Source organism: Staphylococcus pseudintermedius, assembly GCF_034042775.1.
Lineage (GTDB): Bacteria > Bacillota > Bacilli > Staphylococcales > Staphylococcaceae > Staphylococcus > Staphylococcus pseudintermedius.
Genome location: NZ_CP120150.1, coordinates 1,473,748 through 1,489,516, shown reverse-complemented (window position 1 = coordinate 1,489,516; position 15,769 = coordinate 1,473,748). Strand labels below are relative to the sequence as shown.

The 15,769-nt window shown below is 33.9% G+C and carries 16 protein-coding genes and 1 pseudogene; 10 read left to right on the top strand and 7 right to left on the bottom strand.

Annotated features, from left to right (window positions below; translation table 11 throughout):
• Positions 1-5: 5 nt before the first annotated feature.
• Positions 6-1,346: a type I glutamate--ammonia ligase gene (gene glnA / locus P3U61_RS07095; protein ID WP_014614019.1), complete on the top strand. Its 1,341-nt coding sequence runs from the start codon at positions 6-8 to the stop codon at positions 1,344-1,346.
• A 180-nt stretch (positions 1,347-1,526) separates the two neighbouring features.
• Here the strand turns inward: glnA and P3U61_RS07090 are convergent, their stop codons facing one another.
• Entirely contained in the window at positions 1,527-2,153 is a 627-nt protein-coding gene (locus P3U61_RS07090; RefSeq protein WP_233536002.1) for a tyrosine-type recombinase/integrase, read from the bottom strand.
• A gap of 640 nt (positions 2,154-2,793) precedes the next feature.
• On the opposite strand from P3U61_RS07090, the gene P3U61_RS07085 reads away from it, so the two are divergent.
• The gene (locus tag P3U61_RS07085) at positions 2,794-2,973 is read left to right on the top strand and encodes a DUF1381 domain-containing protein (RefSeq protein ID WP_014614017.1); all 180 of its coding nucleotides are present in this window, start codon (positions 2,794-2,796) and stop codon (positions 2,971-2,973) included.
• Here P3U61_RS07085 and P3U61_RS07080 read toward each other — a convergent pair.
• Entirely contained in the window at positions 2,957-3,265 is a 309-nt protein-coding gene (locus tag P3U61_RS07080) for a DUF4870 domain-containing protein (protein WP_037543121.1), read from the bottom strand. The two genes, P3U61_RS07085 and P3U61_RS07080, sit on opposite strands and share 17 nt — an antisense overlap.
• Before the next feature lie 362 nt (positions 3,266-3,627).
• Here P3U61_RS07080 and P3U61_RS12365 point away from each other — a divergent pair.
• The 6 genes and pseudogenes from P3U61_RS12365 (at position 3,628) to P3U61_RS07050 (ending at position 8,937) form a co-directional block, all read left to right on the top strand.
• Positions 3,628-4,747 (top strand): annotated as a pseudogene (locus P3U61_RS12365) (IS3 family transposase).
• Positions 4,748-4,812: 65 nt separating this feature from the next.
• Entirely contained in the window at positions 4,813-4,998 is a 186-nt protein-coding gene (locus tag P3U61_RS07070) for a hypothetical protein (protein WP_014614016.1), read from the top strand.
• Positions 4,999-5,648: 650 nt separating this feature from the next.
• The gene (locus P3U61_RS07065) at positions 5,649-6,395 is read left to right on the top strand and encodes a glycerophosphodiester phosphodiesterase family protein (protein ID WP_015729071.1); all 747 of its coding nucleotides are present in this window, start codon (positions 5,649-5,651) and stop codon (positions 6,393-6,395) included.
• A gap of 30 nt (positions 6,396-6,425) precedes the next feature.
• The gene (locus P3U61_RS07060) at positions 6,426-7,718 is read left to right on the top strand and encodes an MFS transporter (protein WP_015729072.1); all 1,293 of its coding nucleotides are present in this window, start codon (positions 6,426-6,428) and stop codon (positions 7,716-7,718) included.
• Between the two features lie 157 nt (positions 7,719-7,875).
• The gene (locus P3U61_RS07055) at positions 7,876-8,118 is read left to right on the top strand and encodes a hypothetical protein (protein WP_015729073.1); all 243 of its coding nucleotides are present in this window, start codon (positions 7,876-7,878) and stop codon (positions 8,116-8,118) included.
• Between the two features lie 78 nt (positions 8,119-8,196).
• Positions 8,197-8,937, top strand: a complete 741-nt coding sequence (locus P3U61_RS07050; protein ID WP_015729074.1) for an HAD family hydrolase — start codon at positions 8,197-8,199, stop codon at positions 8,935-8,937.
• 291 nt (positions 8,938-9,228) lie between these two features.
• Here the strand turns inward: P3U61_RS07050 and P3U61_RS07045 are convergent, their stop codons facing one another.
• Positions 9,229-9,870, bottom strand: coding sequence for a thermonuclease family protein (locus P3U61_RS07045; protein WP_063284352.1), 642 nt, complete (start codon positions 9,868-9,870; stop codon positions 9,229-9,231).
• Between the two features lie 658 nt (positions 9,871-10,528).
• On the bottom strand, positions 10,529-10,726 hold the full coding sequence (locus tag P3U61_RS07040; RefSeq protein ID WP_014614007.1) for a hypothetical protein: 198 nt from the start codon (positions 10,724-10,726) through the stop codon (positions 10,529-10,531).
• 139 nt (positions 10,727-10,865) lie between these two features.
• Here P3U61_RS07040 and nucI point away from each other — a divergent pair, with 139 nt between their 5' ends.
• Positions 10,866-11,372 (top strand): thermonuclease NucI, encoded by a 507-nt coding sequence (gene nucI, locus P3U61_RS07035; RefSeq protein WP_015729076.1) that lies wholly within the window; start codon positions 10,866-10,868, stop codon positions 11,370-11,372.
• A 63-nt stretch (positions 11,373-11,435) separates the two neighbouring features.
• Here the strand turns inward: nucI and P3U61_RS07030 are convergent, their stop codons facing one another.
• Positions 11,436-12,305, bottom strand: a complete 870-nt coding sequence (locus tag P3U61_RS07030; protein WP_014614005.1) for a hypothetical protein — start codon at positions 12,303-12,305, stop codon at positions 11,436-11,438.
• Positions 12,306-12,733: 428 nt separating this feature from the next.
• Positions 12,734-13,096, bottom strand: a complete 363-nt coding sequence (locus P3U61_RS07025; RefSeq protein WP_014614004.1) for a transcriptional regulator, SarA/Rot family — start codon at positions 13,094-13,096, stop codon at positions 12,734-12,736.
• 514 nt (positions 13,097-13,610) lie between these two features.
• Here P3U61_RS07025 and P3U61_RS07020 point away from each other — a divergent pair.
• On the top strand, positions 13,611-14,198 hold the full coding sequence (locus tag P3U61_RS07020; protein ID WP_015729077.1) for a hypothetical protein: 588 nt from the start codon (positions 13,611-13,613) through the stop codon (positions 14,196-14,198).
• A gap of 43 nt (positions 14,199-14,241) precedes the next feature.
• Here the strand turns inward: P3U61_RS07020 and P3U61_RS07015 are convergent, their stop codons facing one another.
• Positions 14,242-15,594 carry an aspartate kinase gene (locus P3U61_RS07015; RefSeq protein WP_014614001.1) on the bottom strand — a complete coding sequence of 451 codons (1,353 nt, stop codon included), beginning with the start codon at positions 15,592-15,594 and terminating at the stop codon, positions 14,242-14,244.
• Positions 15,595-15,769: the final 175 nt, after the last annotated feature.

Sequence of the window (15,769 nt, the reverse complement as noted above, 5' to 3'; positions counted from 1 at the left end):
TTTCAATGCCAAAACAACACTTTACTAAAGATGATATTAGACGCTTTGCCAAAGAAGAAAATGTACGCTATTTACGTTTACAATTCACTGATATTTTAGGAACAATTAAAAACGTGGAAGTACCAGTAAGCCAATTAGAAAAAGTTTTAGACAACGAAATGATGTTTGACGGTTCTTCAATTGAAGGTTTCGTACGTATTGAAGAATCAGACATGTACTTATATCCAGACCTTGACACTTGGGTGATTTTCCCATGGACAGCTGGACAAGGGAAAGTCGCACGCTTAATTTGTGACGTTTATACAACAGATCATCAACCATTTTCAGGTGACCCTCGTAGTAACTTGAAGCGTGTATTAAAAGAAATGGAATCATTAGGTTATACAGATTTCAACTTAGGACCTGAACCAGAATTTTTCTTATTTAAGTTAGATGAAAAAGGCGAACCAACAATGGAATTAAACGATCACGGTGGTTATTTCGACTTAGCTCCAACAGATTTAGGTGAAAACTGTCGTCGTGACATCGTGTTAGAATTAGAAGATATGGGCTTTGACATCGAAGCTTCTCACCACGAAGTAGCACCAGGTCAACACGAGATTGACTTTAAATATGCAGACGCGATTACAGCATGTGACAACATTCAGACTTTCAAATTAGTCGTAAAAACAATTGCGCGTAAACATAACTTACACGCAACATTTATGCCAAAACCATTATTCGGTGTGAACGGAAGCGGGATGCATTTCAACGTTTCATTATTCAAAGGGAAAGAAAATGCCTTCTATGATGAAAAAGGCGACATGCAATTAACAGAAGATGCATGCCACTTCATCGCAGGCATTATGAAACATGCGCGTGGTTACACAGCAGTATGTAACCCACTTGTTAACTCATACAAACGTTTAGTACCAGGTTATGAAGCACCAAGTTATATCGCTTGGAGTGGTAAAAACCGTTCACCATTAGTACGTGTACCAAGCTCTCGTGGCTTATCTACACGTGTAGAAATCCGTTCAGTAGACCCAGCAGCAAACCCATACATGGCATTAGCAACAATCTTACAAGCAGGTCTTGACGGTATTAAAAACAAATTAGAAGTACCAGAACCAGTTAACCAAAACATCTATGAAATGAATCGTGAAGAACGTGAAGCAGTAGGTATTGAAGACTTACCATCAACACTTTACACAGCATTAAAAGCAATGCGTGAAAATCCAATCGTAAAAGACGCACTAGGTGAACACATCTATAACCAGTTCATCAACTCAAAATCTATCGAATGGGACTACTATAGAACGCAAGTAAGTGAATGGGAAGTAGAGCAGTATATGAAGCAGTATTAATACGTAGAACCCTCGAGGCTATAGGCTTTGAGGGTTTTTCATTTGCACCAGTTTCTGTTTTTTATGTGAATTGGGTGCAAAGTGGGTACAGACTTATCCGAAAAGGTTGTTGTCATAAATGAATTTTTCAAAGTTCTCTTTTGCCTTATGATTCATTTTTTCAGTAACATGACTATACACTTACTCGGTGACTGCCATCGTTTTATGTCCGAGCCGTTCTTGAATAACTTTCATTGGGACATCACTTTCTAACAACAGCGTCGCATGCGTATGTCTTAACTTGTGAATGCTCAACTTGTTTTCTTTTCCTAATAATTTGCCGGTCACATGCATCATGGTATTGTGTGTTGTACTTCGTGGAAGCGGGTCACCAAATGCATTACAGAATATAAAGTCATGAGTTGTATTATAAACATCTTCGTTAACGATTCGATTCGCATTTTGAAGATATTTCAGTTTAGTTAATTCTTTCGCTAAATCATTAGTAATATAAATCGTTCTATGTTCTTTGTTTTTCGTTGTATTCCATCGGTCGTGTTTTTGGTCATAAGACTTGGTAATGGATAACGTTTTATCTTTACTATTGTAATCAGACCATTGCAGCGCATTAGCTTCATCAACTCGTATTGCAGTTTCAATCATTGTTCTAAACATATAGTATTGGTGTATGTCTCTTTTCTTAACCATTTCTAAAAACGGTTTGATTTGTTCTTTAGGCAAATATTGCGCTTTTTGTGGCTCACTTAAATCTTTGTGTTTGAGTTCAATGCCGTCACACGGATTAAAGTGAATTAAGCGATCATACACAGCTCTTTGTAACGCTCGTTTTAGAAATGAATGCGTTTTTTTGATAGGGATATCCCCGTAAAATTACAGTACTCACATTTTGGGAAACTTTTCATTTTCTATCGTACTTTCAATTAACTTATCAATGCGCCAAATTTTAAATAATAATCTAACCCTTCATCAAGGTGATAATTTTTATTCTCTTGTATGCCTTTGTTTAATGAATTTTCAATTTCGATAACATCAGAATTATTTTGAACGACTAATTACAGTGTACTAAAAGAAAATCGAAAGGAATCACAAAAGACAAGGTGAAACAGCAGACACAGGTAAAGGATACGTGTAATAAAGATACATTACAAAAAGTGAAAGAGGTGTTGAATAAATGAATATAAGAAAAGCTAAAGTTAGACAAGAAGAATTTGAATTCATTCTTTAAGTTGACGCTGAAATGGTGAAGAGATAATAAAATGGGCTAATAACAAAGCACGTTTTTCCAAATTAGTTATAGATTGTGATTATCAAATAGAAATTTATAACGAGAGCTCGACAGAAATTGCTAAACTTGGTGTCTATTTAATAAAACACAAAAACAATGATTTTTATACAATTTATGAGATGATGTTCAATCTATTAATTGATGTTTTGGAGGAAGACTAAAATGATACAGTATTTAATTATTAGAATCATAGAGAGTTCAGGACAAACTTTTACAGAAGCAACGAAAGTACGTGACAATCAAACGAATACTGCTGTGGAGGTGAATAATAAAGGGAAAGCGATTAAGAAGTATGAGGAGAAAAATAAAAAGTCATCAAGACTTTTTATTTTTCGGAAATGAGTACCTTGATTCCTAAATATAAATTTTTAAGCATATAGAATGGCACAGCTATAATAAAAATAATAGCTAATATAAACATCACACTTGAATGATTATTATTATATATGCTGAAAAGCACAGTAGATAGTCCAAGAGAAATCATCGGCAATATATGATAAAGCAAAGCTCTTTTAGCGTTCCTCGATGTATCTCCGTTAGATAGAGCCCAAACTACAATTGGGAAAATAAATGGTGCAAAAAAGACACTAAAATAACAAAAAGAAGAAAGAATTTTATTTGATGATTTATTCATTTCAACCCCTCCTATCTATACTGCAAATCTATCATGAATGACTGAAGAGTGCTAATGAAAAATCAATATCTTACAAAATTGTAAGATTGAAATTACAAAACTGTAAGGCGAAAGAAATGTGATTAAATGATTGAATTGCTCGAGTTTTACACGGCTAATCGATTAGAGATAGAAAGTTTGAAACTAAGAAAAGATATTTGCAACGATGAAATTGAGAATTGAGAGTAGTCGGTGCTAACGAAAAAGTGATGCTAGACTAAGAAACGGACACGGTAAATTGATAAGAATTTAATGTATAATAAAAGAAATCAATTGATAGGCGTGTCAGTGATGCAAGAAGAAAATACGATCATAGCTTTAAAATGGAAGTAATTCAATGAGTAGAATCAGGGAGACGTGCCTCAGAAGTTTCTAGAGTTCTAGATATTCCTATTCAAACGTTAACAAGATGGCTGAGCATATACCGTAAAGACGGTGAAAATGGTTTTGTCGGTAGCGGTAAACGGACGTCAAAGAAGCAAGCAGAAACGGATTTAGAAAAGCGATTAAGAGATTTAGAAGAAGAGAATAAAATATTAAAAAAGGCGATGCACATCTTTGCCAAAGACCAGAAATAATATACAAGTTTATCTATGAACACCGACATGAATTCCGTGTCGTAAAGATGTGCCAAGTTCTAGGTGTTTCGAGAAGTGGTTATTATGATTGGAAAAATCGTAAGCCCAGTGTGCGCGTAGTGAAGCGTGAAGGTTTGAAGAAGCATATTTATCAAATCTATATTAAAAGTCAAAAGCGATACGGAAGCCCGAAAATCACACAATTACTGAGACGTCATGGCGATACTGTCACCCAAAGAACTGTCAGTAGATTGATGAAGGCACTCGGTATAAGGTCTATCACAAAAAAGAAATACAAGGCAACGACCCATTCAAAGCATCATCTTCCTGTATCCCCCAATTTATTGAACCAACAGTTTAAAGTATCGCAACCTGACAGCGTATGGGTCGCTGACATTACGTATGTCTACACGAAAGAAGGATGGCTCTATTTAGCCACAGTCATGGACTTATTTTCCGGTAGAATCATTGGTTGGGCGATGGCACCTCGTATGACTAATGCACTTGTGATATCAGCTTTAAACAAAGCGTATACAATTCAAGAACCTAGAGAGGGGTTAATCCAGCACTCAGACCAAGGAAGTCAATATGCCTCAATAGAATATCAAAATTTACTACGTGAAAAAGGGATTCAGAACAGTATGAGTCGTAAAGGAAACTGCTACGACAGGCATGTATAGAATCATTTCATAGTATTATCAAAAAGGAATTGATATATCATCAGAACTATAAAACCAGGGAAGAAGCAATGTTTAGCATTGTGGAGTATCTCCTTACTTTTTATAATTCTAAACGAGTACATTCTGAGCTAGGCAAGCAAGCGAAGCGCAGTAGAATTCTCTTTTTTCTGGGTCCGTATTCTTGACATAGATCTAGAATTTTTTATCAATGGCAACTACTTGTATTGAAATATGAATAGGGGAATGCGTGATGATACTCAAAATACGTTTAATTGTATTAATTTTACTGTTACCACAAATCATAAAAGTAGCGTGTATTTTACATTTAAAACATTTAGGCTACAAGTATATTGGTCACGATCAATATGTAAAAATGGGGATAAATCGTACAAGTGGTATGAATGGGAAAGATAAACCAGCATACAAGTCTAATTGATGTGTGATTCAAATTGCCATTAATGTAAGTTTAATGCACGGACATTAATCAACAATTAAATCAGCTTTTGAATGAATACTCATGATTTTTTATCAGTAAAAGTTAGCGAGTGTTTTTTACTATGTTCAAAAAACAATAAACTTCTAACTCTACTTAATAAAATGATGATCATACGTTAAAATTTTTGACAAACTATTGTCATAATTATATTAACGCATTATAATATTGAAAATGTCTAATGGAAACCTTTACATATGCGGTATCATCATGTTGTATGCATGCTGATTGATATGGATAAATGGTTGTTTCGCTATTTGAGAAAAATAAATGACAATGTGTATACGTTTTGTCATTACAACAAGTCGTCATTTCTCATTTCTACAATTTAGTCGAAATAGTCGAAAAGATAAAATACAAGCAATATGAAGAAAGCGCGATGTTGTGTTTTCGTTAGTACAATCAAAAACATAAACTTTGATATAAAAACTAAGAAAGGAAAACTACTTAAATAGTAACTTTAACTTCATAGACTGTGTAAATCAAAGCGTACCCTCAATAGAGTTGCATGAGGTGCATGTTAAATGTGATTTTATAAAAAGTCGTTGTTCATACAGACAGAAATTAAAGATTTGAGTAGTCAGGGCATCCATATGACAATAATTTTTGCACACAGAGGTTTGTCGAGTAAGGCACCAGAAAATACAGTGACAGCATTTGATTTGGCTCGAAAAGTAGAAGGCGTGAAATGGCTCGAGTTGGATGTAGCGATTACGAAAGATGAGCAGTTAATCATTTTTCACGATGACGATTTAGATCGCACAACGGACACGACAGGAGAAGTAAGTGAAACGTTATATGAAAAAATTGAACACGCTTCATCTGGAGAATGGTTCGGTCCTGAGTTCAAAGAAGAGCGTGTGTTGACGTTTGAACAGCTTATTGACTTTGCGAATCGCTATCAACTGAATTTGAACATTGAACTTAAAGGGGTTACAGGCCCAAATGGGTCGTATCTTAGTGAGCGCATGATTCAATTGTTTAAAGAACAGATTAAACAATTGGATTCGAACATCGAAGTACTTATCTCAAGTTTCAACTTTGCGTTACTTAAACTAGCAGAACAACATGTGCCACAGTATACGAGGGCGGTGTTATTTGAACGCTGTGCTTTTTATCCAGATTGGCGTACCATTGTTGATTTTTGTGGTTCTTCCATCGTTCATTTGGAGGATATCAATTTAACGCGTGATGTCGTACAAGATATTAAATCATCTGGTTACACTTTAAATGTGTGGACAGTTAATGATAAAGATCGTGCGAATATACTGTTCAATTGGGGCGTAGATGGCATTTTTACGGACTGTGCAGACGATTTAATACATTTACAAAAAGCATAGAATTAACAACTTAATGAAAGGAACATCAGTATGCAAAAAATACTTGATAAACTCAATTTTAAAGACCGTAAAACACTGATTGGATTTTTATCAGTTGTGACGGCAGGACAATTAATCTATTCTAGTTTTGAAGCTTTTAAAGGGACATTCTACAATTTATTGTTAGAAGTTTTGAATGTGAGTAATGCGGAGTTAGGTGCAATTTTTGGATTAATTGGTATCTCCATCTTCTTTTATATTCCAGGAGGTTGGATTAATAACCGTTTCTCCATCAAATCGATCTTAATTGTTGGTTTATTGATTCGTTTTATTACAATTTCTGTCATTATTTTCTTCAGCCCGACATTCCAAGTGCTGAAAATTATCGCGATTATTTGGGGGATTGTTGACTCATTTTTCTGGCCAGCTGTACTCAATGGTGTCATCTTTTTTACGGATCAAAGTAAGCGTGGTATGGGATTTGGTCTATTAGAATCCGTTCGCCGTGCAGAAGAGATGCTCATGAACTTGCTCATCGTCGGAATTATGTCATTAGTCAGTGGTATTGTTGTATTCAAAGGTGGTATGTTGGCATATAACTTGCTTATCATTCCACTGATTTTACTCATTATCAAATATGTCCCTAAAAACGGGATTGCTGCAATGGATGAAGAAGAAAAAACTGAAATTACTGGAAATAAATCGTTAGAGGCATTAAAAGGGTTATTTTATGTGTTATTGAAACCAAAAGTATGGCTAGCATCAATCAGTGCGATGTCTATTTACTGGGGGTATATCATTTTGATTTACAGTGTCCCATATTTACAGAAAACTTTTGATTTATCAACAACACAAACGGCACTATTTGGAATTTTCAACACAGGTTTAATGGGTGTGCTAATGGGTGTGTCAGCAGGGATTATTTCTGACTATGTGTTCAAATCATCATCTAAAATGATTTTCGCAGCATTGTTGTTATCATCTATCATATTACTAGGTGTTGTATTTATTAAAGGTAGTCTATTTGTCAGCATGGCATTGTTAATCGCATTTTCAGTTACAACATTCTTGGCGAAAAGTGTAATCCTTGCGCCAATTGCTGAATTCGATATTCCTAAAAAATATGCTGGTTCTGCGATGAGTGTCGGTTCGTTCGCTGCTTATGCGCCGATCTTCTGGGTGTATACAATGAATGGTAAATTGCTCGATGCCCATCAAGATAACGTCGTTGAAGCATACAGAATTATTTTTGAAATAGGTATTATCGTCGCGTTTTTAGGTAGTGTTTGTACACTGATTTTGCTCATGTTAAATCGCAAATCAAGCCGTCAAGTTACTGAATAAGAGAAATTATATTACACAACGAGTTGGAGTTATTCTGACTCGTTTTTTTGAAGGAAAGTGTGTTTATACTAAAATTGAGATATAATCACATTATATTTTGAACTATTCAAATTCGGTGTGGATGCACAGTAGGAAATGGTGAAAGAGAGTGATTTGATTGTTAACATTAATATTCATCAGTAAAAGTGAGGACAGTGTCACCTATCATTTTTATCCAGAAAATCGTTTTGAAGCAGCGCCAGGACATATCACAGTACGACTTTCTGACTTAAAATGTTTTAAAGCGAAAAAAGCAGATCCAGATGAAAATATATGGTACCTTGAGCATGCACTTACAAGAGTGAGAGAGCATATTAAAGAAAATCACTTTCCTGAATCAGAAGTTGTTGCATGGTATTAAGAAAAGTACTATTTGCTATTTTCTGAATTTTATGTCTATCATGAACTATCAAATACGAAAAAATCGAGGAGTAGAACCATGTTCACACAACCTAAGCTCATTATTTTTGATTTAGATAATACGTTATATGCGTTTGATGCATTATGGCAAGAGGCAAATAAAGCAACTTTTGAATCATATGAACAGTTTAAAGGCATGGATTATGATGAATTTCTTCCACTTTATCAAAAATATGATCAACATTTTTGGAAGCAACATGATTCTGGGCTGATCAGTTTAGACGAATTAAGGCAACTGCGATTAATTGAAACATTAAAGCGTTATGAAATCGACGTGACGTATGAAGAGGCACAAGCGTATTTTGAGCGATTTTTAAGTTTATTATTGTCTAAAATAACGGTGAATGAAAAAATGAATGCGCTGTTGAACGATTTAAAGGCACATGTTGAAATTGCGATTTTAACGAATGGAAAATTAACTGAACAAAGGACAAAGATTGAAAACTTGCAGCTGAATACGATTTTTAATGACAATATTTTTATTTCTGAAGTAATGGGTGTTGAAAAACCGGATGCACAAGCGTTTTTAAAGGTGACTGATGAGTTGAATATTCGCCCTGAAGAAACATTAATGGTAGGGGATTCATGGACTAATGATGTTAAAGGTAGCATAAATGTAGGCATGTCTGTGATTTGGTTCAATCCCTCACAAACTGAAGATCGACATTTAGATAATCACCAAATTCAAATTTTTACTGGTGAGATTGAACAATTATTGGAAAAGCTCATATCAATGATGGAAGCGGATTGTCATTTTTAGAACATTTGATTCATACAATGTTAGGTCGTGATAGTATGGAGAATAATGGAAAATGGGAGGGAAGGAAACAGAGGGCATTGACGTTAAAGAATTGGCTATGAGTGAAAAACAGGCTGGAACAAATTGATGTTCCAACCTCATCACCCTTATGAAAAACGAATTCACATTATATACAAGTTGATTTTTATGACAGTCAAGGTGATTAATAGATGTAATATGATAAATGAATACACCTATTGGAAAATCTTAATGTCATATCGTACTGCTTCTGTTATTTTTTTCTGTTACTACTTATGACGCCAGACTTCCAATATTTGCTGTGTCATTTTCGCTGATTTCATCTTCAAATGCAGAATTCAAGCTCCATATACCTAATTTTGCTTTTTTTGCTGCTTTCTGTGATTTCTCTAATTGACTTAAATATCTCGTATTCGGTGGGTAAACATAGTCTACTTTAGCAAGGCCTTCCTTGACTAAAATGTTATTGACCATTTTACCATCAACATAAATATAAGCTAAATAACGGTGATATTTGTCTTGTTTTCGACCTACATCAAATTCTACCTCTATTTTATTTGCGTTTTTAAGTAGTTTTGCCGTTCTGTCTGAAGCTTCTTGTCCGAATGGTTGCTTGCCGAGACGTGGATGTTTAGTTTCCGGCGTATCAATTAATAAAAAGCGAAATGTCTCAGTCTTTCCTTGATATTTTAATTTTGCTGTGTCACCGTCGACAGCTTTGACAAGTTCTACAGGAAATTTTTGTGTTGTACCTGGTTGTGTTGCTTTAGATGATGTGACGGTAGATTTTCCCGTAGCTGCTAGAGCGTTTTCTAGGTTCGTGAAACATGTCGCCGCAAACGCAACAACCGTTAAAATAAATAAAAGTGTGAGACCACTCTTCCAATTTTGATACCACTTTGTTTCTTTATTCATGCATTTTAGCCTCCTTAAAATGTCCATTTTATTCCGCTAAAACCCACTAAATCTTAATTAATAAATCCCCAATTTAATATGATAAGTATAAAATATGTATGCAGTTTATATCAAGCCTATTTTTTAAAATGACAAAAATTTGTAATAAAAAAATATTTTGTATACAAGGTAGGAGGTATCTATACACAATAAGATATTCAATGAAATTTGAATAGAGTTTTAAATTTAGAGGTGCTATATTATATTTAACCATCAATTTATGGGAGGTGTAGTATGGTTTTTGAATGTAAAAAAGGACCATTGAATGTGAAAATAGACATTAAAAAAACGTCAATCAAAGAATGTATTAAAGGCATTGTTTTTTGGAGTATTATTATTTCATTGGTCGCATATTCACGAAAGAAAAATAAGTAAGACGTCAGTAAATGATAAAAGGGAGCTATGATTATGAACGAAATTACTAAAATACGTCTCAGAACAGTATTGAACTATGGCATTGGAGTGGCAGCATTAATTTTTGCGGTGTATATATTAACGAAATAGTGCACTAGGCAGTAGGATTCGTTAAATGATTGATTTGAATTAAAAAGGGGAGTTGCTTATTTTTGCGACTCCCCTTTTTATTAATCTCAGTTGTTAGTCTTATCACGTGATATTATTATGAGTTTTTGGAATTACGCCGTTCTCTCTTGGATTTAATGAGTTGCGTAATGAACCCACCTAAAACACCGAGTAATACGCCGATAAATGCGCCTGCAATGAGAGGTAAGTTGAATACATATTGCAAAGCATAACCGATTATCACTGCAACAATCACGATGATTAGAGACAGACGATTTTCACTAAAAGTCTTCATTTTTTTGGTTCACTCCTAATCGTTTTGATTATAACATTTTTCACTGAAAAGAACAGTGTCATATGTGTGTAAAATTGACGCTTATAGTTAGGATTACATATGATATGATGGTGTTAATCATACATAAAAAGGAGTCGCTATGAAAAAAATTACAACAGGCGTTTTAATCCTCGTCATTGCCATTGTCGTTTTAATCTTTCAATATATCAATGGAGATGGCCCTTTTAAAAAGTCTTCAACGGATGTGAGAGGCGAATCATATCTCGTTAAACGCGTAATCGATGGAGATACCATTATTATCGATAAAGATGGGCAAGATGAACGTGTACGCTTAATTGGTGTGGATACACCAGAAACAGTTAAACCGAATACGCCAGTGCAACCATACGGAAAAGCTGCATCAAATTTTACAAAGAAACATTTAACGAATCAACGTGTTAGATTGGAATATGATCGTGAACCAAAAGATAAATACGGACGTACATTGGCTTATGTTTGGTTAGGAGACGAAATGTTTAATGTAAAATTAGCAAAAGAAGGTTTAGCTAGAGCCAAATTTTATCCACCGAATGATAAATATCGTATATTGATTGAACAAGCCCAAAAGGAAGCACAAAAGAAACAGCTGAACATTTGGGAACGCTAAAACATTAAAGACACTTTGAGGCTAATATACAGTCTCAAAGTGTCTTTTTATTTATGAATAACCTTATTGATGTTTTGACGATTCATGATGGTTTTCGAACGATGATACTAATTGTTGCATTGTATGACTTTCGAGTTGTGTATGAGACGTATCAATGAGCGCTTGAATCGCATATTGAATGTCTGTTTCACTTTCACTCGTATAAATGCGGCTATATGGCTGTGCGTCACCATCAATACGTTCGCCACGTTGGTCAACACAATATATCACACCGATTGTCGATACAGGCACTTGTACGAATGATTCAACAGCTTCTTGGATGTTTTGTGTTGCTCTTTCAGCAATTTGATACGGATCATATTCATGAAATTCATAGGTGATTTTGTTTTCAGAAATAATTTCATTAAACGTGTACGATGTTTTTAAGTCAGACTGAAATTGATTGTGATATTGATGTGCAATATAGTGACCGACAATGCGATTCAAATCTTGTTCATCTGTTGTAGGTATGCGACTATCAAAATGATAAAATGTTTTGGATTTCAATGACTTGATGTTCATTAAAATCATGCCGACATTCGTAATCACAATAAAATCAAATTCTGAGATAAATGGAAATAGTGGATTTTTTGGTGCAATTTGACTTGTTGTAATAATGCGGAAATCCTTAATTTTTTCATCACTTTTGAAATCTTCTAGCAAGTGATTCAACAGTTGTCGTGTATTTCTCAAATTAAGATGATACGTCGTTGTAATCGCCCGTTTCTCCTTAGATTGATATCTTTCCTGTTTTAAGATGGAAATTTTATTGAGTAGTTGCATCTTTGTATAAGCTTCTACATCGAGTTGATGTTGATAAAACTTTAGACGTAGGAGCGCTAATAAAACTAAAATAAAAAGTACACAAATTAAAAACCATAATAACAATGACATCTATGTATCCTCCTTCCTAGAGTTTAAAACGCGAATCACGCTAATCGCATATGGGGTCAACAGATGAAAGGGTATAGTTAATCTTAATCATATGTTAATTATTCATTAATGTCTAATTTTGTGCATTTTGATAGGGGGCTCGTTGTAGCGTAGAACATGCAAAGAGGCTCAAGCCATTGGAAAGTCATTGCTAAAGGTGTGTCATCTTAGTCTAAGGTGGAGGTTCGAGTTAGTCTGAAATCAAGCTTTTCAATTACAGGCGCAACTGATTCGTTTGTTTAAATAGTACAAGGTGATTATTGCGTTAAAATTGCAGTGGTTATATCGTGATATACTACGGATACCAATTCAAACCCTGTCTTATAAAATTACAGATATCACCGGAATGATATCTGTAATTTGGAGTTTACCAATTCAAGGTTAGCCAATTATTGTAAAATGTCTTTTTGAATTTGATTGAAGTTATCAAGTAGTTGTTGCATATTTTCTGCTTGTGCATCATCAATTGTAATGAAGACTTTTCGTTCATCTTCTGTAGAACGTTCTTTACCAATGATATTTTTTTCTGTTAAGGCCGTTAACGATTTATGTATCTCCATTAAACTAAAATCAATTGATTGTTTGACTTTGTGTAATGAAATACGACGACTATTTGTCGTTTTAAGGTGATATAAAAACAAAATGTCATTCAGTTTTAGGCCATGTTGTTTCTTAAGTTCACTGATAATTTTCTTTCTATTTGATTCGTAAAAGAAGATAGCTTCTGTCTCCATATCAAAATGGTTGTTCATAATTTCACTCCTTTATCAACTTTCCTATTACCCTAAGTTATATTATATTAAAAAAATTATACTTTTAAAAGAATATTCTTAAAGTAATTCAAAAAAACAGCATATGGCATTTAAAAGTGCATAAAATATCACATCCACACATGTAAAATTTTAACTGTTATTAAATAGAAATTCAATTATTTTTAAAGTAAAATAGTTATAATTCGAATGTAGGGGTGATATTTTTAATAGCTTACAATGAAATTAGATATAATTCAACGCAAAAGTGTGAATATTAATGATTTTTGTTATTAAATTTGTCGAAACTAAAAACCTTTTTGTCATATTAGGTAATAAAGATGTTGTCAAATTCGGTTTTTTAATCATTATATATGAGTGTGTTTATTAAAATGAAGTGGTATTATATTTTAAGTTGAATTCATTTGAGTTAAATGTTGTTAATTCATTGATAAAACACAATTAATCTAGTATAATTAAACGCAATTGTAAGCGTTTTCCCAGGGGGTGAAATAACATGAATACATCAAAAAGAGAACGAATGGAATATTTAGTACATACGTTAATTGATAATGAGCCGCATGCGTTTAAATTTCATGGTGAGATGGCAACGCATTTATTTTTAACGGATCAACTTCACTTTGATAACAAAGTTGAAATTTGTGTCAAGCGAAATGAGCTATTGAAAATTTTACGTGTGATTCCAATGGCTTTTACGATTAAAGTGATAAATAAAAAGGGAGAGCAGCTGCCATATGATGATGTGCAACTCCATCAAATGTCCTCTTTAGAAGTTTATGATCATAATGATTTGTTAATGAACATTATTATTTATGATGTAGATAATGAGCATTGGCTATTTCGACTCAATCATAATGTCAGAATTCCTGAAAAGTATATTTACTATCATTCGCTCAAATGGAAAGTCGACTATATTAAGCCTGAAATTGTGCTCATGTATTTACTACATGAACCTTTTAATGATAAAAAAGTACCGTTTTATCGTCATTTAATTGATAAAATGAGTTACTTTCAATTTGTAACATTGAAAATAGCAGTCGGGGAAGATTTATTAAAACGCGTCATTTCAGAAAGAAGTACTTAACGTGAATGTGATAATCATTCTACGCTAAGTACTCTTTTAATTTTTAACGTTTGTAACAATGTTCATAACACGCTTTTACAGCTGCTTCAGCATCTTTTGTTGAAATCCCGAACATCATCGAAATTTCGGAAGAACCTTGGTTCATCATTTTTAAGTTAATATTGGCTTGTGCTAAAGCGTCGGTAATTTTATTGGCAGTGCCGACTGTAGAACTCATACCTTCACCGACGATCATTAATATTGCTAAGTCATGTTCAACATTCAATTCGTCAATTTGACAATAATGGCGAATTTCCTCTAAAACTTTTTGTTCTTTGCCAGCAAGCTGATTCGAGCGCATAATAATACTGATATTATCAATTCCAGATGGCATATGGTCAAATGAAATGTTATACTTTGCCAATATTTCCAAAACTTTAACTGTAAAACCGACTTGTCTATTCATCAAATACTTTTTAATGTTAATACTTGTAAAGCCTTTGTCACAACTAATACCTGACACGACTTTGTCATGGTTGATTTCACGGTCGTGCACAATATATGTCCCTTTATCACTTGGGCGATTCGTATTTTTAATGACGACAGGGATACGATAGCGATATAGCGGTTGTAATGCCTCGTCATGAAATACGCCAAAGCCAGCGTAAGACAATTCACGCATTTCGCGATAAGTAATTTTGTGAATGACTTCAGGATGTTTAATAACTGATGGATTGGCGCGGAAAATACCTGATACATCCGTAAAGTTTTCATATAAATCCGCTTTAACACCCCTTGCGACAATTGCACCTGTAATATCAGAGCCACCTCGCGGGAATGTCACGATATGCTCCGTTTCTGAATAGCCAAAAAAGCCGGGAATAATAATTTTTTTGTCTGTATTTCTAATTTCTTTAATTTTATCGTAACTCGATTCTAAAATTTGTGCGTTGCCTGGATCATCCGTTACAATGATGCCGGCATCTTGTGGTGATAAGTATATCGTCGGGACCCCTTGTTCGTTATTGTATGCAGCAATGATTTGTGCATTAAAGTTTTCACCTGATGATTTTAACGCATCGAGCAAGCGTTCAGGTGTATCTTTTAAAGTTGCAATGTGTGATTCGAGTGTACGATCAATCTCAGTGAGAATATCTGTTTCTAATGGTAATTCATCAATAATATCTTTGAAGCGATTAAGGATCTCTTGTTTTTTATGTGTATAATCGAGTTGGTTAATCACTTTTTCATACAACCTAATGAGTAGATCGGTTGTCTTGACATCATCACTGTAGCGTTTACCAGGTGCGGATACGATAATAATACGTCTTTCAGAATCGCTGTTTACGATATTTAAAACTTTTTTAATTTGTTCAGCTGATGCGACTGAACTGCCTCCAAATTTTGATACTTTCATAACTTTAGACAACCTTTCTATAATATGAGATACCTATTCAAATTAACCAATACTAATGGTAAAATAGAACTGTCTTTTCTAAATTTTTAGAACTTTACAAACTTTGTGAATGAATTTATACTAAACCATATTTACATATATTTCAATAGAACATGAGTAATTTCATCAGATTTGA